The 20,718-nt window shown below is 60.6% G+C and carries 22 protein-coding genes and 1 tRNA gene; 10 read left to right on the top strand and 13 right to left on the bottom strand.

Going from position 1 to position 20,718, the window contains the following annotated elements; all coding sequences use genetic code 11:
• Positions 1-185: 185 nt before the first annotated feature.
• The 3 genes from HPT29_RS20810 to HPT29_RS20800 form a co-directional block, all read right to left on the bottom strand.
• Entirely contained in the window at positions 186-497 is a 312-nt protein-coding gene (locus tag HPT29_RS20810; protein WP_173947134.1) for a hypothetical protein, read from the bottom strand.
• Between the two features lie 109 nt (positions 498-606).
• Positions 607-2,286, bottom strand: coding sequence for a M10 family metallopeptidase C-terminal domain-containing protein (locus HPT29_RS20805; protein WP_173947135.1), 1,680 nt, complete (start codon positions 2,284-2,286; stop codon positions 607-609).
• Between the two features lie 410 nt (positions 2,287-2,696).
• Positions 2,697-2,963: a hypothetical protein gene (locus HPT29_RS20800; RefSeq protein WP_173947136.1), complete on the bottom strand. Its 267-nt coding sequence runs from the start codon at positions 2,961-2,963 to the stop codon at positions 2,697-2,699.
• 400 nt (positions 2,964-3,363) lie between these two features.
• Here HPT29_RS20800 and HPT29_RS20795 point away from each other — a divergent pair, with 400 nt between their 5' ends.
• From HPT29_RS20795 to HPT29_RS20780, 4 genes are all read left to right on the top strand, one after another.
• Positions 3,364-3,975, top strand: coding sequence for a LuxR family transcriptional regulator (locus HPT29_RS20795; protein ID WP_259060225.1), 612 nt, complete (start codon positions 3,364-3,366; stop codon positions 3,973-3,975).
• A gap of 69 nt (positions 3,976-4,044) precedes the next feature.
• Positions 4,045-4,677 (top strand): acyl-homoserine-lactone synthase, encoded by a 633-nt coding sequence (locus HPT29_RS20790; RefSeq protein ID WP_173947138.1) that lies wholly within the window; start codon positions 4,045-4,047, stop codon positions 4,675-4,677.
• A gap of 3 nt (positions 4,678-4,680) precedes the next feature.
• Complete coding sequence (locus HPT29_RS20785) at positions 4,681-4,836, top strand: hypothetical protein (protein WP_173947139.1); 156 nt, start codon at positions 4,681-4,683, stop codon at positions 4,834-4,836.
• 57 nt (positions 4,837-4,893) lie between these two features.
• Complete coding sequence (locus tag HPT29_RS20780) at positions 4,894-6,159, top strand: IS701 family transposase (protein WP_173944988.1); 1,266 nt, start codon at positions 4,894-4,896, stop codon at positions 6,157-6,159.
• A 173-nt stretch (positions 6,160-6,332) separates the two neighbouring features.
• Here HPT29_RS20780 and HPT29_RS20775 read toward each other — a convergent pair whose 3' ends face one another.
• On the bottom strand, positions 6,333-6,731 hold the full coding sequence (locus HPT29_RS20775; RefSeq protein ID WP_173945737.1) for a helix-turn-helix domain-containing protein: 399 nt from the start codon (positions 6,729-6,731) through the stop codon (positions 6,333-6,335).
• Positions 6,732-7,215: 484 nt separating this feature from the next.
• On the opposite strand from HPT29_RS20775, the gene HPT29_RS20770 reads away from it, so the two are divergent.
• The 6 genes from HPT29_RS20770 to HPT29_RS20745 all read left to right on the top strand — a co-directional run bounded on the left by HPT29_RS20770 (position 7,216) and on the right by HPT29_RS20745 (position 13,677).
• Entirely contained in the window at positions 7,216-8,559 is a 1,344-nt protein-coding gene (locus HPT29_RS20770) for an MFS transporter (protein WP_173945738.1), read from the top strand.
• A gap of 206 nt (positions 8,560-8,765) precedes the next feature.
• Positions 8,766-9,863 (top strand): ubiquinol oxidase subunit II, encoded by a 1,098-nt coding sequence (gene cyoA / locus HPT29_RS20765; protein ID WP_432807265.1) that lies wholly within the window; start codon positions 8,766-8,768, stop codon positions 9,861-9,863.
• A 17-nt stretch (positions 9,864-9,880) separates the two neighbouring features.
• Entirely contained in the window at positions 9,881-11,884 is a 2,004-nt protein-coding gene (gene cyoB, locus HPT29_RS20760) for a cytochrome o ubiquinol oxidase subunit I (protein WP_173945739.1), read from the top strand.
• A 4-nt stretch (positions 11,885-11,888) separates the two neighbouring features.
• Positions 11,889-12,515, top strand: a complete 627-nt coding sequence (cyoC, locus tag HPT29_RS20755) for a cytochrome o ubiquinol oxidase subunit III (RefSeq protein WP_173945740.1) — start codon at positions 11,889-11,891, stop codon at positions 12,513-12,515.
• The gene (gene cyoD, locus HPT29_RS20750; RefSeq protein WP_173945741.1) at positions 12,512-12,922 is read left to right on the top strand and encodes a cytochrome o ubiquinol oxidase subunit IV; all 411 of its coding nucleotides are present in this window, start codon (positions 12,512-12,514) and stop codon (positions 12,920-12,922) included. The genes cyoC and cyoD overlap by 4 nt, the downstream gene beginning before the upstream one ends.
• 17 nt (positions 12,923-12,939) lie before the next feature.
• Positions 12,940-13,677, top strand: coding sequence for an SURF1 family protein (locus HPT29_RS20745; RefSeq protein ID WP_173945742.1), 738 nt, complete (start codon positions 12,940-12,942; stop codon positions 13,675-13,677).
• A 239-nt stretch (positions 13,678-13,916) separates the two neighbouring features.
• On the opposite strand, the gene HPT29_RS20740 is transcribed toward HPT29_RS20745, so the two are convergent.
• The 9 genes from HPT29_RS20740 to hemA all read right to left on the bottom strand — a co-directional run bounded on the left by HPT29_RS20740 (position 13,917) and on the right by hemA (position 20,653).
• Complete coding sequence (locus tag HPT29_RS20740) at positions 13,917-14,369, bottom strand: 4-aminobutyrate aminotransferase (protein WP_173945743.1); 453 nt, start codon at positions 14,367-14,369, stop codon at positions 13,917-13,919.
• A gap of 68 nt (positions 14,370-14,437) precedes the next feature.
• The gene (locus HPT29_RS20735) at positions 14,438-15,133 is read right to left on the bottom strand and encodes a TerC family protein (RefSeq protein WP_259060761.1); all 696 of its coding nucleotides are present in this window, start codon (positions 15,131-15,133) and stop codon (positions 14,438-14,440) included.
• Positions 15,134-15,423: 290 nt separating this feature from the next.
• Positions 15,424-15,993 (bottom strand): DUF2076 domain-containing protein, encoded by a 570-nt coding sequence (locus tag HPT29_RS20730; protein ID WP_173945745.1) that lies wholly within the window; start codon positions 15,991-15,993, stop codon positions 15,424-15,426.
• Between the two features lie 41 nt (positions 15,994-16,034).
• Positions 16,035-16,751 carry a Bax inhibitor-1/YccA family protein gene (locus HPT29_RS20725; RefSeq protein ID WP_173945746.1) on the bottom strand — a complete coding sequence of 239 codons (717 nt, stop codon included), beginning with the start codon at positions 16,749-16,751 and terminating at the stop codon, positions 16,035-16,037.
• A gap of 21 nt (positions 16,752-16,772) precedes the next feature.
• Positions 16,773-17,534: an anti-sigma factor family protein gene (locus HPT29_RS20720; protein WP_173945747.1), complete on the bottom strand. Its 762-nt coding sequence runs from the start codon at positions 17,532-17,534 to the stop codon at positions 16,773-16,775.
• Positions 17,527-18,075, bottom strand: coding sequence for a sigma-70 family RNA polymerase sigma factor (locus HPT29_RS20715; RefSeq protein WP_173945764.1), 549 nt, complete (start codon positions 18,073-18,075; stop codon positions 17,527-17,529). Before HPT29_RS20715 ends, HPT29_RS20720 begins: the two co-directional genes overlap by 8 nt.
• A gap of 202 nt (positions 18,076-18,277) precedes the next feature.
• Positions 18,278-18,574, bottom strand: a complete 297-nt coding sequence (locus tag HPT29_RS20710) for a hypothetical protein (RefSeq protein ID WP_173945748.1) — start codon at positions 18,572-18,574, stop codon at positions 18,278-18,280.
• Between the two features lie 713 nt (positions 18,575-19,287).
• Positions 19,288-19,362 (bottom strand) — tRNA-Thr (locus HPT29_RS20705).
• 64 nt (positions 19,363-19,426) lie between these two features.
• Positions 19,427-20,653, bottom strand: coding sequence for a 5-aminolevulinate synthase (gene hemA / locus HPT29_RS20700; protein ID WP_173945749.1), 1,227 nt, complete (start codon positions 20,651-20,653; stop codon positions 19,427-19,429).
• Positions 20,654-20,718: the final 65 nt, after the last annotated feature.

Raw genomic sequence — 20,718 nt, 5'->3', positions numbered from 1 at the left:
CGACAATCCAAAGGCAGCTGAAACTGAACGCGAGCGCGATCAGGTTCATGAGATAGGCCAGGGCATCGTTGGCGGGGTGGCGTTTTCCCGTCTGTTCCATCGTGCTTCCTCGAAAGCCGGAAGGTTCACGATGTGGATAATGCCTGAGCTTGCTATCTGTCCAGATGGTTAACGGATTATTTTAGTCAGCCACCAATTGTGCCGTGGATCGTTCCGAGGTGTCGGCTTTCGCAGGCGCAGTCACTGCTCTCGGACAGGGGCTCCGCAATCCAGCACACGCCTCTCGGCGTCGTGCAGGTGGCGCCTTGGCTCGTTCCTGCCCGCGAGCGCTCGTACGCACGCAGTCGGTGCTCGCGGAAATAGGTGCGTTCCTTCGTGCGGAAAGGGGCGGCAAGATCCGTTTCCGGAAGCGATCGCTCGCTGTCGGCTGCCAGCGTAACCACCGGGGCGACCGTTCCAACGAGCAGGATGAGACAGGCGGCGATGGAGGGTTGCATGCATGGCTCCCGAGATGGAATCGGTTCGGCTCCGAAGAGTCTGTCCTCGCACCATCCCTCGCCAGCAGGCAACCCCGGTCTGCCCGACCGAGAGATCACAAAAATCTGATCACAGATAGAAGTCGTTCTTCGACAGCGCGGTCAAGTCTGCGACCTTGATCTTGAAGTCCGCGGACCTGTCGCCGTTCACGTCGCCCGATACGATGCCATCGGCAAAGCGCAGTTCTCCCGCCTTCCCATGGAATGCAGTCTTGCCAATGAAGCTGAAGGCCTGGTTGCCTGCAACCTTGGTGTTGGCGTCGATTCCGCGAAGGTCGATATGGTCGGAGCCGCGGCGGAAATCGGTGATCGTATCCACAGTGGATTTACGAGAATCGCTCAACGTCTGGAAAACGAAGACGTCTGCGCCGCTTCCTCCGATGAGCAGGTCCTTGCCGCTCTGTCCATAGAGCTTGTCGCTGCCTGATCCACCATCGAGTGTATCATTGCCGCTGCGCCCGAAAAGGGTATCCTTGCCGCTTTCTCCATGAATGACATTGGAAGCACCATTGCCATAGAGCATGTCGTTGTAAGCACTGCCGGTAAGGTGCTCGATGCTCTCGTAGGTGTCGCCGGCGGCATCGCCTCGATTGCCCGAGGAGGACTGGAGATCAGCCGTCACGGCTGCCTTCGCTGTGATGTAGCTCGCCGTGTCTGATCCGATCCCGCCGTTGAGCAGGTCGCTGCCGCTTCCGCCAATCAGAACGTCGTTGTTGTTCTGGCCGTAGAGCGTGTCGTCGCCACCATTGCCCTGCAGCGTGTTGCTGGCCATGTTGCCCTTGATTACATCGCTTGCGGAACCACCGGAGGCGTTCTCAATAAGAGAGCGCTCGTTGCCCTGATAAAGGAGCGCATTGGCGATATTGCCGGCAGCGAGTTTCGAGCCGTCCCAATACAACTTTGCGCGTTGCTCCTGGGCGGTTATCGTCCAGGCTCCAGGCTCGAGATCGATGGAGAGACCGGTGGTGTAGTTGGTGAAGCTGTATGTATCGATCCCGCCGCCATCCCAGACGGTCAGCAGGATCTGGTTGCCGCCGGGGAGGCCCTGTCCGATGCCATTGATGAACATCTCGCCAGTCGTGGGGCTCCAGGCATAGGTCGTATCGCCACCGTTCAACCCGTAATTCGCACCATACATGTGCTGGATTGCGGCGATGTCGTACATCATGAGGGACTGGGGATAACCCCAGGTCTCGTTGGTATAGCCCGTGCTGGTCGATGCGCCCGCATAGGAGCGGTAGCTCATCACGGTGTATTCCAGGCTGTCGCGATCTTGGGGCATGTTGCCCTCATGCGAATGCTCAAGCCCAAGGGCATGCCCGATCTCATGCATGATCGTAAGATAGGCATAGTTCCCCATCGCCGGACTCGCGTAGCTACGGCTGGAATTATTGAGCCAGACATCGCCGCCTGTTGCATCGGTTGTCGGAAAATAGGCCCATGCCGTGCTGGGCAAGTCCGATTGTGCAAATCGCAGATCGGCAGAGGATGTGCTGGCTCCACTCTGCTCCTGGAAGGTCAGACTGCTGACTGCCGCATAGAGATTCAATGCCGAGCGCGTGATGGCCTGCTGGGCATCGTTGAACGCGCCAAAGCCTTTCGCGGTTTCGCCGCCGCCGTAGGACGATCCATACGAGGCGGCCGTTGCGGGGAAGCTATAAGTCAGATTGCCTGGTACCCATTTCATCGTACCGAGAACAGCATCGATGTAAGCATTTCCCGTTGAATTGTATGTTTCGACAGCAGGCATGGTTCTTCAAACGAATAGAGCAGAAACGGATAAGGCGAGTATTCGCACGGAAACCGGCCGGCGAACGGAAAGCAGGCTGGTGTTTGCAGGATGCCGTAAGTCCCTTCCGAAAGACTTAAGCTTGCCGAGGGAGCCCATCCCAGACGAATTTGTTATAGAATATCATTGTGATTGCCTGATCCGAGCCCCGACGAGATTGTTTTTACTGGTTTGATCTCGCGCGAATAAATCGCTCCACGAGCTATAAGCGGTCCTCGGAATTTCCGAAAGCAGATGTGTGTGGCTGTTCGCTCTTTCGACAACATGCCGCATGGATTGTCCGTACCATGCTGCCTCTGAGTTCCAGGCCGGTGTCCTCAGGCGGGTCATGAGGATTCCCTGAGACAACACCGGTCTCCGCTTGCAGGAGGCTACGAGGGAAGCCGGTTGCCCCTTTTGACCGAGGTTCGATGGATGCCCGGTTCGAAGCGAATCTGTGGCTCAAGGGATGGGGCAGCGGCCCGGGCGGCCTTCGCGCCCTCCCTCTTGCCCCGTTTTGTGATGGCCTCCTGAGCAAGGAGGCGAATGTCTTCAAGTCGCCACTCTTCGCTCAACCAGGATCGACCAATCACCTTGAGGATTTTCTCAAGCGTTGCGTATGGATCAACGACGCCGGGCGCATCGGCCGCGTTCTTCATGATTTCCCCCATATGCCGAAGGTTTTCCTTCAGTCATTTTGGTCGGAACGCCTGTGAACAGAGGATCTGGGCGTTTCCTCAGGCAAGTATTGCAAAGCTGGAGCGTTAAAGAAACTGCACTTTCGGACAGGGTTCGTGACCGGGAGCAGGAGCCTAATGGGGCAAGCTCCTGCGAAGCCTGTGTCTCGCCCGTCGCGAGAGCCGGAGAGCATCTGGTATCAGATTGGTAACGTTGACGGTTGAATGACGTCATAACATTCTGATCTGGGGGCAAAATCGTATGTCATCCAGAGCGTTCCAGAGAACAATAGAAGCCATCCGCAGCCTCGACCGCGCGAGAGCACCAGCCGAGGTCTGTGGAATTCTGCTGAAGTCCGTCCGGCAGTTTGGAGCCGAACACGTGCTAGCAGGTGTCATTCCTACTCCTGGAGCAAGTCGTCAGCACCAGATCTCAAGCATCATCCTCGACCATTGGCCGATCGAGTGGAGCCGTCGCTACTTCTCTCAAGGCTACATCGTACAGGACCCGGCCATACGTACTGTGAGACGAAGCAGTGCACCGTTTCTGTGGAGTGAGCTCAAGCCCTTGTATCGCGAAGATGCGGCGGGACGCCGTGTCATGGAGGAAGCTGGGGAGTTCCGGCTTCGACAGGGGTTCACCGTTCCCGTCACAACATTGGATGGCGAGATCGCCGCACTATCGATCGCCGGAGAGCGGCTGGAACTCGGGCCGGAGGATAGAGGGGTGTTGACACTCTTGGCTACGTATTCGCTGGGACGCTCGATCCTGCTGCGCGAGACGGACCAGCGTGGCGGGGTCAGGCTGACACCAAGGGAGCGTGAAGCTCTGCAGTGGGCAGCCGAGGGCGAAACCGAGTGGGAGATCGGCGAACGCATGGGGATCTCGGAGCATGGGGTTGACAAGCATATGCGGTCTGCCCGCGAGAAGCTCCGAACGCGTACACGCGCACATGCCGTAGCGGAAGGTATACGCCTCGGCCTCATCAAATAGAGGGTACGCGAACGCGTACTTATGCGCCTCATCGGTGGTGATTAGATATCGCCATCCACGGAGGAGCCTATGATCCATATTGTATCCCCTGACAATCACCACCTCTATGAGGAATTGATGGAGCAGGCTTATCGCCTGCGCCATCGCGTTTTCGTCGAGGAGAAGAAATGGATGGATCTCGCAAAGCCGGATGGTCGGGAGATCGATCAGTTCGACAATGAGCACGCGATCCACATGCTTTACATCGACGGCGGAAAGGTCCTGGGGTATCAGCGCATGCTGCCGTCCACGCGGCCTCATCTGCTCTCCGATGTGCTCCCACATTTGTGTGAGGATGTTTTGCCCATTGGCGAACATATCTGGGAATGGACACGGTACTGCGTCGAGCCGGCGCATCGTGAGCGCGGACGTACCCTGAGTCCCGTCGCCAACACGCTGCTCTCCGGAATTGTAGAATGGGGTTTAGAGAGCGGTGTCGAGACGATTATCATCCAGATGAATCCCCTCTGGTTGCTGCGCTTGGTGCAACTCCACTTCCGCGTCATGCCGCTTGGCCTCCCCCAACAGGTAGGGGGTGAGGATGTTGTGGCCGTCACCGCCTCGTTCGATCGCAGGACTTTGGCTCGCCTCCAGGAAATGCGAGGCGACCGACAGCGCGTTCTTGCTGAGCCGGAGAAGCCGGTCCATCGCCTCGCGAGCTAAGCCATGAAAAAGTCGAGAGATTTACTGACCCCGGATGATGAAATGATGATCCTGCAATTCTGGGCGCACGGGATCGACATCGCGCAGAAGTTCAGTGCGGAGCAATTGCGGGCTGTGCCTGGATTGGAAGAGGCAATAGCACTACTTTGGCAGGCATGAGGAACCCCGCGAGGCCTGCCGACGTCTTCCCTGAAGGATCATCCGCAGGAGGTTGTCATGAGCACCTCAGTGGCGTGGGAGCATGAACTCCAGTCCTGGCTTGAACCTTTCCTCACTCCTCTTCATCATCCGGCTCGGCGGCGCATGTGCCCGCTCTATGTCGCTGGCCTGATCGGTCCCGGCGAACGCAAGAGCCTGCAGCCGATGGCGGCGCGGGTGGCGCCGGCTGACTATGATCAACTGCATCACTTCGTGGCCGTGGGCCCGTGGGACGAGGCGCCGCTCGAAGCCGAACTGCTGGCCCAGGCCAACCGGCTGGTCGGCGGACCTGAGGCCATCCTGGTGATCGACGACACGGCGCTGCTCAAGAAGGGCTCCCATTCCGTGGGCGTCACCTCGCAATATGCCGGAGTGGTGGGCAAGAACGCGAATTGTCAGTGCCTGGTCTCGCTCACCCTCGCCAAGGGCGAGGTGCCGGTCCCGATCGTGCTGCGGCTGTTCCTGCCTGACACCTGGATCCAGGATCCCGCGCGCCTGCACCACGCCGGCGTGCCCGAGGCGTTCTGGACGCAGCGCTCGAAGCCCGAGATCGCGCTGGCGGAACTCCAGCAGGTCATGCAAGCGGGCGTCAGCTTCGGAGCCGTGCTGGCGGATGCCGGCTATGGCATCAGCGGGCCCTTCCGCCAGGCGCTCTCGGCACTCGGGCTGCTCTGGGCCGTGGGCACCGTGCGGATCCAGAAGGTGTATGCGGCGGATGTGCAGATGATCCCAAGTCCGCCCTCCCGTGGCCGCTCCCGCACGCGACAGATCCCGGATCAGGAGGCGGTGACGGCTGAAGCCATGCTGGCGCAGGCCTCCTGGCGTCGGATCACGTGGCGACGCGGCACCAAAGGCCCGCTGAAGGCGAAGTTCGCGGCCGTGCGCGTGCGGGTCGCCGATGGGCCTGCGGTTCGTCTGCACGGGCAGGCCAATCAGCATCTGCCGGGTGACGAAGTGTGGCTCGTGGGCGAGCATCGCTCGTCGGGCGAGCGCAAGTACTACCTATCCAACCTTCCGCCGGACACAGCCCTGAAGCAGCTGGCGGCCCTGATCAAGGCGCGCTGGGTGTGCGAGCAGGCGCACCAGCAGCTCAAGGAAGAGCTCGGGCTGGATCACTTCGAGGGCCGCTCGTGGCGCGGGTTGCACCGGCATGCCTTGCTGACCCTGATCGCGTATTTGTTCTTGCAGCATCTGCGGCTGCAGGCCGCCACAGGGGGAAAAAAGAAAGGCTGGCGGGCCACCGCCACAACCCAGCTTACCGGCCGTTCGGCGCATGCTGCTTGATCACATCACGCACGCCATGCGCCTGCGATGTCCCTTCTGCCGCGCCCGCTTCACTCTTGGATCACTGATGAAAGTGCCAATGTAGTGATAGAAGCTGTTCTCGATTTGCCAAAGGAAATCGGCTGGGGAGACGAACCGGGAGAAGCGTCGCGAAGCTACAAGAAGTCTCCAGGTCAAGTTTGAGAACCCTTGTCGGAAATCGCTGCTTTGATGAGGTCCAAAAGAACCCGGCGTAGCGCCGGGTTCTCGATCTTGACGAAAGCGGAAGCAAGTTCCATGCCTTCTTGCGTCTCAAGGAACCGCTGGACGGCCGTTCTATTCTCTGCCGACAGGGCGGAGTGCGTCTGCCCTTCGAGAAGATACGAGGCGGTTACGCCAAGAGCATGGGCGATGTCCTGCAGCCGCCCGGCGCCGACACGGTCTTGGCCATTCTCATATTTCCGAAGTTTCTGGCACGTGATGCCGAGGCGCTTGCCGAGTCGTTCCGGGCTGAGGCCGATGACGCATCGCTGGAGTCGGATTTTCATCCCGATGTGTCGGTCGACACGGTTCGGCGATTTCGCAGACATCATCGATGATCCGTGGCAGATGATTACAAGCGGGAATTATAGAGGGAAGCAATATATAACTAGATATCGTTTTTATTCTGGGTTCATGAGAAATTCGAGAGGGGAGTCGATGCTCTCGAACACCCGCCGTTCGATTGCCTCGACGCTACTGGCTGTTGCTGTTCTGTCGAGGAACTCACAACGGCACAGACAGAGAAACGACCCCGACTCACATCATGAAACATTGTAATTAAGTAACAATCGTCGTCCCGGACGGCGATGCTTTTGCGTCCGCCCGCCGCCAACGCGACGAAATCCGATGCCGCACGTGAAAATGCTTGGCGATGCTGGTTGCTGAACCAGTCTTCAGCCCTAAAATTTGCGGTTAACTCTAACCTCGATTGTGTCGACAGAGCCTCGGATCGCGTAGCGGGAAGACAGACCTCTGGAGGTCTGAACCAGATCTACCGACTGGGCTGAACTATTCTCACTGGAGGCTATTACCCAGATGACGATGGATCAGGTTCAAGGGTCTCATTCTTCCTCCACGCCCCTTGAGCGCGATGCCCGCTTGGTATCCACCGATCACAAGGTTGCGCCAAGCGAAATCGCCATCGGGGTGATCATCGGTCGCGCCGCAGAGTATTTCGACTTCTTTGTCTTTGCCATTGCCTCCGTGGTGGTGTTCCCAAAGGTGTTCTTCCCGTTCGCGGAACCGGTGACGGCAACGCTTTATTCGTTTGCCATGTTCTCATTGGCCTTTGTCGCCCGGCCGGTTGGTTCGATTATCTTCACGGCGATCGACCGCCGTCACGGTCGGGGCGTCAAGCTGACCATCGCGCTGTTTTTGCTCGGCTTCTCCACCATGGCGATCTCCTTCCTGCCCGGATACGCTCAGATCGGCGCATGGTCCTTGTATCTTCTCGGCGTTCTGAGGATCGGCCAGGGCCTCGCCCTGGGCGGTGCGTGGGACGGGCTTGCGTCGCTTCTCGCCCTCAACGCGCCCGTCGAGCGTCGAGGCTTTTACGCCGCCATTCCGCAATTGGGTGCACCACTCGGATTCATGGTCGCCAGCGTGCTGTTCGCCTTCTTTCTGCTTAACCTGTCAGAGGCCGATTTTCTGGATTGGGGCTGGCGCTATCCGTTCTTCTGTGCCTTCGCCATCAACGTCGTGGCCTTGTTCTCACGCTTGCGGCTCGTCGCGACTGAAGAGTTTTCTCGCCTGCTCGAACGCCGACGGCTCGAACCATCGCCGATCCTGCCGCTGATCCGGAACCACTCGGGCGTTCTCCTGGTCGGGGCGCTGATCCCGCTGGCGAGCTTCGCTCTCTTCCATCTCGTGACTGTCTTTCCTATCAGTTGGATCACCCTGTTTACCCAGCGTTCCGCTGGAGAGTTCCTGATGGTTCAATGCTCCGGTGCCTTCATCTGCGCGGTCGCGGTCGTGGCTTCGGGTCTCATCGCCGACCAAATCGGACGCCGAAGGCTCCTCCTGATCTCCGCCGGCCTCATTGCCGTCTTCGCAGTTTGCAGCACCATCGCTCCGTTGATCGTCGAGGAGAATGCAATCGGCCAGACGATCTACGTCAATGCCGGCTTTGCGCTGCTTGGCCTGTCGTATGGACAATCATCCGGCGCAGTGACGTCGCAGCTCGCGCAGCGATACCGTTATACCGGCGCTGCCCTCACCAATGACCTCGCCTGGTTGCTCGGCGCGGGCTTTGCGCCGCTGATCGTCCTGTTCCTGTCGGCCCGATACGGACTTGCTTGCGTCGGCCTGTACTTGCTGTCAGGGGCCGTCACGACGCTTGTGGCACTGAGCCTGTCGCGCTCGGAAATCCGGCAGGTCTGAAGCATGCGGCAGCCGATGCACGGGGTCCCCTGGAACGCGTCTCGTGGCACGGTTCTGCGGGGAATCATGGAGTGACTGCCCTGGCCAAATCTCCCACTCAACCGCCCTCGCCACATCGCCCGCGCACGTGCTGGCGGCGCAGATCTCTCCACGGTCTGGTTCTGATCGCCGTCGCAGGGCTTCTCGCCGGCTGCAATCTGGTCGTCATGAACCCTTCCGGTGATATCGCGGTTCAGCAGCGCAACCTCATCATTGCATCCACCGCGCTCATGCTCCTCGTCATCCTGCCGGTGATCGCGCTCACGTTCATTTTCGCATGGCGCTACCGCGCCTCGAACAATGACGCGACCTATGATCCGGACTTTCACCATTCGACCCAGCTCGAAGTGATTATCTGGACAATCCCTCTGCTCATCATCATCGCGCTCGGCGCCATGACCTGGATCAGCACGCACACGCTCGACCCCTACAGGCCACTTGGCCGGATTGCGCCCGACAAGCCGGTGCCTGCCGACGTGAAGCCCCTGACGGTGGAGGTCGTCGCACTCGACTGGAAATGGCTGTTCATCTATCCCGAGTACGGTGTCGCGAGCGTGAACGAGATGGCCGCCCCCGTGAACGCGCCGATCTCCTTCCGGATCACGTCCTCTTCCGTCTGGAACACGTTCTACGTTCCTGCTCTCGCCGGCATGATCTACGCCATGCCGGCGATGGAGACGAAGCTGCATGCCGTGATGAACCAGCAGGGGGAGTTCGCCGGCATCTCGGGGATGTACAGCGGATCGGGCTTCTCACGCATGAACTTCGGTTTCCGAAGTCTGTCGCCGCAGGGCTTTGATGAGTGGGTGGCCAAGGCCAAGTCGGCCGGGACGCCCTTGAACCGTGAGGCCTACCTCAAGCTTGAGAAGCCGAGCGAGCAGGAACCGGTTCGCCAATTCGGCGCGGTGGAGGAGGGACTCTTCGATGCCATCCTCGGCCTGTGCGTCGCGCCAGGCCAAATGTGCGTGCACGAGATGCATCACATCGACAGGACGGGCGGGGCTGCCGATGAAAGCGAGGAGAACCGCAAGCGGCTGGACTACGACGGCCGCCGCCTCGAAAGCGGCACCGAACCGTCTGGCGCGACATTCCCCGCCTCCGGTCGCCCGCCCAGGAGTCTCGAGGAGCCCCAGGGCGTGATGCCGCGCGATCAACCCGGCGAAGGGCCGAACGACCAGGGGCAGGGTACCACCCCGCCCGGTGCAGGCAGCGGCCCTGCACCGTCCCAACTGAACCCTCGACCTGCCGAACCCCACCAGCACTGATCCGGACGGGCCTCCGCATGTTCTCGAACTCAGATCTCAGCCAATTGCTCTTCGGACGCCTTTCGCTCGAAGCCATTCCCTACCACGAGCCGATTCTGGTCGGGACCTTCATCGTCGTCGCCTTGGGCGGCCTGGGGCTCGTCGGCGCGATCACGTGGTATGGTCAGTGGGGCTATCTCTGGCGGGAATGGTTCACGAGCGTCGACCACAAGAAGATCGGCATCATGTACGTCATCCTGGCCATCGTGATGCTGCTGCGCGGCTTCGCCGACGCCGTCATGATGATCACGCAGAAGGCCTTGTCTGTTGGCGCGTCGGAGGGATACCTACCGCCGCACCATTATGATCAAGTCTTCACGGCCCACGGTTCAATCATGATCTTTTTCATGGCGATGCCCTTCGTGACCGGCGTCATGAACTATATCATGCCGTTGCAGATCGGCGCGCGTGATGTGGCCTTTCCGTTTCTCAACAATTTCAGCTTTTGGATGACGGCGGGAGGGGCCGTTCTCACGATGATGTCCCTGTTCGTGGGGGAGTTCTCTCGAGCCACCTGGCTTGCCTATCCCCCGCTGTCAGGCGCCGCCTACAGTCCCGGCGTCGGAGTCGATTACTATATCTGGGGTCTTCAGATCGCGGGCGTCGGCACCACGTTGTCGGGAATCAATCTGATCGCAACCATCGTGAAAATGCGCGCTCCGGGCATGACGATGATGAAGCTGCCGGTCTTCACCTGGACGACGCTGGCCAGCAACGCCATCATCGTTACGATCTTTCCGGTTTTGACCGCGACCTTGGTTCTCCTCGCGCTCGACCGTTACGTGGGGACGCGTTTCTTCACGAACGATTTCGGCGGCAACTCGATGCTGTACATGAACCTCATCTGGATATGGGGTCATCCGGAGGTGTACGTCCTTATCCTACCTGCCTTCGGGATCTATTCCGAGGTTGTCTCGACCTTTTGCAGCAAACGGTTGTTCGGCTACACGTCGATGGTCTACGCCACGATGGTAATCGCGCTCGTGTCATGGCTTGTTTGGCTGCACCACTTCTTCACCATGGGAGCCGGCGCCAACGTCAACGCGTTCTTCGGCATCACGACGATGATCATCTCGATCCCGACGGGAGCGAAGGTGTTCAACTGGCTCTTCACCATGTACCGCGGCAAGATCCGGTTCGAGACGCCGTTCATCTGGGTCATAGGCTTCATCCCGACCTTCGTGATCGGTGGCCTGACCGGGGTTTTGCTGGCTGTGCCGCCCGCCGATTTCGTCCTGCACAACAGCCTGTTCCTGGTGGCTCACTTTCATAACGTCATTATCGGGGGCGTCGTGTTCGGCCTGCTCGCAGGCGTCCAGTATTGGTTCCCGAAGGCGTTCGGCTACAAGCTCGACCCATTCTGGGGAAAGGTGTCGTTCTGGTGCTGGCTGGTTGGCTTCTGGATCACGTTCACGCCGATCTACATCCTGGGGCTCATGGGCGTGACGCGGCGGACACAGCACTTCGAAGATCCAGCCGTCCAGCCTTACCTGACGATCGCTGCGATCGGCGTTTTCATCATCATGGCGGGAATCGCGGCCTTCGTGTTCCAACTCTTCATCAGCTATGTTCGGCGTGAGAAGCTGCGCGACGTCACGGGCGACCCTTGGGGCGGACGGACCCTTGAATGGTCGACGACTTCGCCGCCGCCGCCCTACAACTTCGCCTTCACCCCGGTGGTCCATGATCTTGATGCATGGTGGGACATGAAACGGCGCGGCTACGACCATCCTTTGGAAGGGTTCAGGCCGATCCACATGCCCAAGAATACGGGTACAGGCGTCATCCTGGCCGGGTTGAGCACCATACTGGGCTTCGCCTTGGTCTGGTATATCTGGTGGCTGGCCGCTCTTTCGTTTGTTGGTATCATCGCGACGGCTATCGCCCACACGTTCAATTACAACCGTGATTACTACATTCCGACCGAGGAGGTTGTCCGAATTGAGGGCCAGAGGCTGGCCCAGCCCGCAGGAGGGGTTTGAGCCGATGCACGAGACGACTCCCCCACCTGGCGCTACGGCGCCCGTCTTCTACGAGCAGGAGGAGCACGCCCACGGCGATGGAGGCACGCTGTTCGGCTTCTGGATCTACCTGATGGGCGACAGCCTCATTTTCGCAGTTCTGTTCGCCACCTATGGCGTACTCGGCCGCAACTACGCAGCGGGACCGTCGGGAGCCGACCTGTTCGACCTGCGGCTCGTTGCCGTCAATACGAGTCTGTTGCTTCTGTCGTCGATCACCTACGGCTTTGCCATGTTGGAGATGGACAGGGACCGGATCAGACCGACCCTTGCCTGGTTGGGGGTCACGGGTCTGTTCGGAGCAGCCTTTGTCGGGATCGAGCTTTATGAGTTCTCGCATTTGATCGGCGAGGGCGCGACGCCCCAGCGCAGTGCCTTTCTTTCCTCGTTCTTCGCTCTGGTGGGAACACACGGACTGCATGTCACATTCGGCATCCTTTGGCTCATTACGCTTATGGTCCAGGTGCGGCAACGCGGACTGATCCTGGAGAATCAGCGCCGGCTCATGTGCCTCTCCATGTTCTGGCACTTCCTCGATGTGGTCTGGATCGGCGTGTTCACCTTCGTTTATTTGATGGGGGTCATGCGATGAGCCAGGTTGCCGAACCCGGAACCACCCGACAGTCGCAGGGCCAAAGCGAGGTGCACGGGGAGCATCACTCCCATGGCGCGCAGGGTACGTTCAGAAGCTACATGACGGGTTTCATCCTGTCGCTCATCCTCACGGCCATTCCGTTCTGGCTCGTAATGGGTGATGTGCTGGGCGACACACGCACGACCAGCATCATCATCATAGTGCTGGCTGCGGCGCAGATCGTTGTCCATATGATCTATTTCCTGCATATGAACACGAAGTCGGAGGGCGGCTGGACCTTTCTGGCCCTGTTGTTCACCCTCATTCTTGTCGTCATCACGCTGGTTGGCTCGATATGGGTTATGTACCACATGGACCAGAACATGATGCCGATGTCGCCCCACGAGGCGCTGCAACGGCCCTGACGGGCAAGCGAATCGCGATGTTGGTCGCCTTCGATGTCGCTGCGCTGCTTTTCGTGGCCTTGCTCGTCGCGCTCGCCGCCTGGCAAGTCCATCGCCGCGCCTACAAGCTTGACCTGATCGAACGTGTGGAGGCACGCGTCCACGCAGCCCCGATTCCAGCGCCAGGACCAGGACGCTGGTCTGACGTGAGATCTGCTACGGACGAATATCGTCGCGTGTTTGCAACGGGTGACTGGCTTGAGGATCGCTCAACGTTTGTCCAGGCCGTGACCGCCTTGGGTGGCGGGTATTGGGTCGTCACCCCCTTGGCCCGAGATGATGGAACGACGATCCTCGTCAACCGCGGCTTCGTTCCCGCGTCAGGGCGCGAGCCGACTTCGTGGCGGCCGGGCCCAAAGCCCGCCACGGTGGTCGGTCTCCTGCGCATGTCAGAGCCACGGGGCGGTTTCCTGCGCATGAACGACCCTCGATCCGACCGCTGGTTCTCACGTGACGTGGCCGCGATCGCTGCCGCGCGTGGGTTGGGTGACGTTGCGCCCTATTTCATCGATGCCGAACGCTCGCCGGGTGACGCTGGCCTACCTGTCGCAGGTTTGACGGTCATCGCCTTCTCGAACAACCATCTCGTCTACGCATTCACCTGGGCCGCCTTAGCTGTGATGGCCGCCGCGGGTGCCATTGCTGTCAACTTGGATCAGCTGCGACGGGGCTGGATTGGAGTTCGCAAGGAAAGCCCAACTGAAATCCAAAGCTAAGGTCGTCTCGCGCTTCCCATGAAACCATCGTAGGTTCTTCCCGCATCCTGGAGAGCCGCTGAATGCGCCGGCCCGCGTGATGTGCCGCCCGCGCGATGGGAGCATGATGACGGCGATACGTCAGGCATCCAATGCCGAGGACGCCTTCCCTGCCGTCATCTGGGGATCAAGCACGTCGTCATGACATCTGCGGGTTCCTGGGTCGTCTCGATCTAACGTGAGCGGATCAGGGGCCGCCTTCAGAGATCCTGATCCGTATCCGGGGTAGTACCCGATGCGGGTGCTTCTTTCACCACAACAGTGACGAAGTGGCTTTCCACCTTGCCGCTGGCTGAGCGGACTTCGTAGCCCACCTGATCGCTTCCCTTGAAATTGGGATTTGCCTTGTAGAAGACTCCTTGCGCCTTCGCCGCGAGGCTCGGACAGCGGGCGATGCGACCTGCTTTCAGGGTGCCACTGCGCACATTCAGTTCGCCATGCTTTGGCGAGGTCATCACCTTGATCACCGGCAACGGTCCCGATGTGCAGTCCTTTTGGACATTGCCGTAGACGCCCAGCCGATGCGACTTGCCCGCCACCACGTCCGTGCTTCGATGGGCGCTGGCACCCTGAGCAAGGGCGCTGCTCGGGGAAACCGAGAGGGTGCCGAATAGGACCAAGGCGGACGCGGCGAAGCGATTATGGCTGATCATTCAGTTCTACCGTTCGTATCATCGTGCTGAAGGTAAAGGAGGCGCGGGCAACGCCTCCTTCTATCCATTTATTGTTCGGCGGATTGGCCAGACGGAGCCTTCCGGCGCGCGGTGCGTCGCGAGAGCATGTTCAAGCCTTCGATCAGGGCCGAGAATGCCATTGCGGCGTAGATGTAGCCTTTGGGCACGTGGGCGCCGAAGCCTTCCGCAATCAGAGTCATGCCAATCATCAACAGGAAGCCGAGCGCCAGCATGACCACGGTCGGGTTGTTCTGGATGAATGTCGCGAGCGGGTTGGCGGCCAGTAGCATCACCGTTACGGCGGCAACGACTGCGATCACCATGATCATGACGATGTCGGTCATACCAACCGCCGTGATGATGCTGTCCAGTGAGAAGACGAGATCGAGCAGAAGGATCTGGGTGATCGCGGAGCCGAAGGTCAGGGTTGGCTTCGCCGTGTCGAATACATCCTCTGACGGGGTCGGATCCACATTGTGGTGGATCTCCTTCGTGGCCTTCCAGACGAGGAAGAGACCGCCACCGATCAGGATCAGGTCGCGCCATGAGAAGGAGTGCCCGAACAGGGTGAAGATCGGTTCCGTCAAGGTGACGATGATGGCGATGGTGCCGAGCAAGCCGAGGCGCAGGATCAGCGCCAGGCCGATGCCGATGCGGCGGGCTTTGGAGCGCTGATGCTCGGGCAGCTTGTTGGTGAGGATCGAGATGAAGATCAGGTTGTCGATGCCGAGCACCACCTCCATGACGACCAAGGTCGCCAAGGCGACAAGGGCCGTCGGATCCGAAAGCCAGGAAAAGTCCACGCGATGTTCCTTTCATCCCTGCCTTGACACGCATTGTTTCAGCCGGATGGGCCGGTGGCAATCTCGGCTGATCCGACGTTCGGCCATTGTTGTGATGTCTGCAGGGACAGATGTCTCGGCGATGCCGAGTCCTGCCGGGATCCGGATGAAGTAGGCGGATCTCGGACCGGGAGATATGGGTATGGAGCGGCCTGCCCATGGTCAGGGGGCCGCTCCATCGCTTATTTGACTTAGATGTCTTCCTCGAAACCGAAGTCGTCACCGGCATCCTCGGCCGAAGCCTGCTGCGGCTCCGGCTGTCCGGCGTCAGCCGCGTTCGCCTCTCCGCCGGAGAAGGCTCCCGCAATCATGTTGCCGATGAGAACGCCGCCGGCGACACCCATCGCAGTCTGAGCGGCGCCGGCCAGGAAGCCGCCCCCGCCGCGCTGCGGTGCCATGCCGCCCATCATGCCGGGTGCCATGTGAGGCGGCATGCCCTGCGCCGGCTGCTGATAGGGCTGGTACGAGGGTTGCTGCTGCGGACGGGACTGCCCGCCGAACAGGCCGGCAAGGAATCCGCCTCCACCTGCACGGCGGCTGGCGAGTTCATGCTCCAGCTGTTGGATGCGGCCTTGGGCAGCGCTCAGCGCCTGCTCCTGCACCACGATGGTCTGGGCCATGTAGTAAGGGGCATTCGGCTGCTGGCCGATCTGCGCCCGGATGAACTCCGCCGCCTGAGCGTCCGGGGGGGTGGATTGGCGCTCCACCTGTGTGATCTTGCCGAATAGCTGCTCGATGGCCTGACGGTCCTGATGGTCCATGAATGAGGATCCTCTGATGCAATGACGTTGTGGTGGAGAGATTATTCCTCCCGCTGCCCGGTGAGGCTGAGGAGGAGCTGGAACAGGTTGATGAAGTTCAAATAGAGGGAGAGCGCGCCGAACACGGCCATCTTGCTGTTTGCCTCGTGCCCGAAGCCCTCGGCATACTGTTCCTTGATGGTCTGCGTATCGTAGGCAGTCAGTCCCGTGAACACGAGCACGCCGATGATCGAGATCGCGAACTGCAAGGCGCTCGATGCGAGGAAGATGTTGACCAGCGACGCAATGATGATTCCGATCAGGCCCATGATCAGGAAGGAGCCGAACCGGGAGAGGTCGCGCTTGGTCGTGTAGCCATAGAGGCTTGTGGCGCCGAACATGGTGGCCGTGATGAAGAAGGTGCGCGCGATGCTCGCGCCGGTGAACACCAGGAATACGGATGCGAGCGAAAGTCCCATCACGGCCGAGAAGGCGAAGAAGGCCGTGCGTGCGGAGGCCGCGGTCATCCGATCCATGCGGAACGAGAAGAAGAAGATGAAGGCCAGCGGCGCCAGCATCACCACCCATTTAAGCGGGGTCTGGAAGATCGGCACGTAGAGGGCAGGGGTCGAGGCGACGAAGAACGCCACGAGTCCCGTCACCACGAGGCCGATCCCCATGTAGTTGTAGACCCGCAGCATGTGCTGGCGCAGGCCTTCGTCGAAGACGGCGCCGCTCGGACGCGCCGCGGCCGTCTGCCAAGTGTAAGGTGTATTCATCACTGGTCCTCCTGTTATGTATCACTGAAGCGTATGGGACAGGCGCAGGGCGGCCCGCTCGATGGCCTTGTCGCTGCCGGCACCGGTCAGGGCGTAAGCGAGCAGGCCTCGCTGCCAATAGACAGCCTGCGCGTTCTCGATCCGGGCAGGGGTCGGGGAAATCACGTCGAACGCGGGCACCTGGGCGGCGAACAATGACACGCGCCCGAGTGAGCCGGCATCGATCGCGACCTCAACGCTGTGGCCGTACCGCGATGGAAAGACCTGCACATCCCGTACCACCCATTCGGCAGGGAAGGCGGGCAGCTGGATTCCCGTTACCGCAAGGATCTCCGCAGTGTCGAAATCGGTCGTTTCGTGCTGGGACGTCATGCGGGCCCGCAGGAGCGAGGTTGCATGCGAATGGACGGCATCCTCGACAAAAGCTGGCGGCTTCGGCGAGGCCTCGCTGTCGGTGATGCCCAGGCCCACCTGTCCGTGAGCGACCCAGCCGATTCCGATCAGCGCCGCGACGGCCGCGATGCGACGCAACTTCAGACCGACCTCCCGCCATGCGAGCGCGCGCTCGAGCCGGGTTGCCGCCGCCAACATAGGCTCCCCGGGACGGGGCAGGGGAGCCGCCTGGAGCAAGCGGAGCGTGTCTCTGTCCTTCAGATCGGCCATAATACGCGCGGCCGCGTCCGGATCCCGGGCTAGATGCTCCTCGACCTCAATCCGCCTGGCCGGGTCGAGCTGGTCATCCACATAGGCGAGAAGATCCGTTTCTGTGATCGGATCAGACATCAGATCCTCCAACGATGCGCAGGTCGGGGCGCTTGGGCGCGGGCTCTCCGGGTTGGCTGATGCCCGCCTCGAAAGCGCGGAGCGCGGCACGGGCGCGCCCGAGTCGGGACATGAGGGTGCCGACGGGAATCTTGAGGGCCGTGGCGGCCTCCTGGTACGACAAGCCTTCGATGGCCACCAGATGCAGGGCGGCCCGCTGCTCGTCGGGCAGGCTCATGAAGGCCGCCTGAACCTGCTGAAGCCGGACGCGGCTCTCCTGGTCGGGCATGGCGGCGCTTTCGGCCAGCTCCGCAGCCTGCTCCCAGCGTCGAAGCTCCGCGATGCGACGACGCCGGTTGTCGATAAAGGCGTTATGGACGATCGAGAGCAGCCACCCGCGCAGGTTGCCGCTGGGACGGAACGATGCCTTGTGCTCGTAGGCCCGCACGAGTGCATCCTGCACCAAGTCCTCCGCCTGCGCCTCGTCGCGCGTCAGGGAGCGGGCATAGCGCCGTAAAGGACCCAATAGGCCGATGATGTCCATGCGCTTCACGTCGTTCATGCCAGGTATACGCAACCTACGAGGCTCCTAATCCGGGCTCGTGCGAATTTTTCTGAGCTGGCATCCTGAGCCTGTCTCGCTCTATCCTCTGATCCGCGCGAGCGGCCATGAGCACGAGATCTTCCGGAGCATAGCCATGCCGAGCGATGGGTTTCGTTGAGTTTAAAGGAGTGGGCCGCTCAGATCAGGGGTTGCCTGAGTGCTATATGAACAGACCAAAACCGATGAGCCCAAGCTTGAGCAGGTGGCCGACCGATCCAAAGTTGAGCTGGTATAGACGCTTGATCTCTTCGAAGCTATCGATGCTCGGGCCGGACCGCCGACGGATCACGGCATTCATCTGTCGAAACTCGTCCCCAGCCCAGGTCTCGACAACTGTTGCGGTCGCCTGATCAAGAGGCATGGTGTCTACTCTAACCGCGACGAGTTCAGGATCGTCGAACGGGTGCCGGACGGCGAGAAGGTCGACCATTTCATTGGCGGCGTAGACGTGGGTCACCGGGCTCTCCGACAATCACGCAATCGGAGACCGTGTTTGGACACTCAATTGTGGCAAACCCATGCTGGAGCATCGCCGATATCCAAGGGAGGTAGGTTGAGCAAACGCCTATATCCGGAAAGGCAGGCCAATCAGAATGTCACCGGCACGCCGAGAAAGCCGTCACGGGCTTCAACATCCAAGATGTTGCTGGATCAGAGGCGCGTCATAGAACGTCCAATTCTCTAAGCCCTGCAGATGCTCGACCGCCGGACATTGACCTGCATAAAACGCCTGGTTCTAACGCCTCGACGGCCAACTCCATCCGGACGGGGAAGCGTCTATTGGCAATTAGTCTCATTCTGGGAATTGTGTGACTTTGGTCACAGAAGAAATCTTCTGGATGCGCAATCGTCGCCCGCACCTGCCGTCGCGTGCCCAGCAGGACGAGGAGTGTGGGATGACGCAGCCGAACTCAAAAACCCCTGTACCCCGCCAGAATACCGTTAAGGAACATGTGAAAACGATGTTGAGGAGGATCCCTCGGAAATTCCAATCGGGGGATAAACTCACCGGCATCAAGCTGCGGCGCCGCTGATGGCTTTAGCCGGAACGGCGGCCATTCACGCGGCCAATGGGCGTCGCGGCCATCGTTCTTGCAGTGTTCTACACGGCACCGGCGTTCCAGTATCCCGCTATAGAACCTGCGATGCATGAACTTGCGAGGTTTTGGCTGGTGCTGCCAGAGAGGATCGAACTCTCGACCTCTCCCTTACCAAGGGAGTGCTCTACCACTGAGCTACGGCAGCGCGCCAACGGGGAGGGCCGCTTACTGCCACAGGGCAGCCCTCCATGCAAGCTTGAAAATGATCTTTATTCGGCCGCCTGGACTTTGGGCTCCAGAGGAAGCCTGAGCGCCGTCCAGACTTCCACCAGGGCGGCCGCCAGGGCATCAATATGGGCGTTCGAGTGGAATGGCCCCGGAGTGATGCGCAGGCGCTCCGTGCCGCGGGGGACGGTGGGGTAGTTGATGGGCTGGATGTAGATCCCGTGCTTCTCCAGCAGGCGGTCCGAGGCCGCCTTGCAGGCCTCCGCGTCACCCACCATTACCGGAACGATATGCGTGACCGTGTCGAGGACCGGCAGGCCGGCCCCGGCCAGAACCGCCTTGGTCCGAGCGACTTGGCGCTGCTGCTGCTGGCGCTCAGCGGAGGATTCCTTCAGGTGCCGGATCGACGCGGTGGCCGCGGCGGCGACAGCGGGCGGCAGGGCGGTGGTGAAGATGAAACCCGGAGCGAAGCTGCGGATGGCGTCCATGACAGCCCGGGTGCCGGTGAGATACCCGCCCATGACCCCGAAAGCCTTGCCCAAGGTGCCTTCGATCACATCGATCCGGTGCATGGCGCCCTCGCGCTCGGCGATGCCGGCCCCGCGGGGGCCATACATGCCGACGGCATGGACCTCGTCGATATAGGTCATGGCGCCGTAGCGCTCAGCCAGGTCACAGATGGCGTGGATCGGAGAGATATCCCCATCCATGGAATAGACGCTCTCGAACACGATCAGCTTGGGCCGGTCCCCGGCAGCCTGAAGGAGTTCCTCCAGATGCTCGAGGTCGTTATGGCGGAAAATAGCCTTGTCGCAGCCGGACTGGCGCACGCCCTCGATCATCGAATTGTGGTTGAGCGCGTCCGACAGGATCAGGCAGTTGGGGATCAGCTTGGCCAGAGTCGAAATGCCGGTCTGGTTCGACACATAGCCCGATGTGAAGACAAGGGCCGCCTCCTTGCCGTGCAGGTCGGCGAGCTCGGCCTCGAGCGCCACGATGGGATTGCTGTTGCCGGAGATGTTGCGGGTGCCACCGGCCCCGGTGCCCAGCCGCCAGGCGGCTTCCACCATGGCCCGGGTCACATCCCGGTTCTGGCCCATGCCGAGATAGTCATTGGAGCACCAGACGGTGATCGGGCGCGGTCCTTCGGGAGAGTGCCAGATAGCCTGGGGATAACGACCGGCCAGTCGCTCGATATCGGCAAAAACGCGGTAACGCCGCTCGGCCTGGAGGCGGTCGAGGGCTGACGTGAAGAAGTTTTGGTAATCCATCATCTCACCGGGTGGGCAATACATGCCCGGGGATAGTGGACCTATTATGCCAGATCACATTGATC

Origin of the sequence: Microvirga terrae, assembly GCF_013307435.2 — a bacterium.
Lineage (GTDB): Bacteria > Pseudomonadota > Alphaproteobacteria > Rhizobiales > Beijerinckiaceae > Microvirga > Microvirga terrae.
This window is presented reverse-complemented; position numbering and strand designations above follow the sequence as displayed.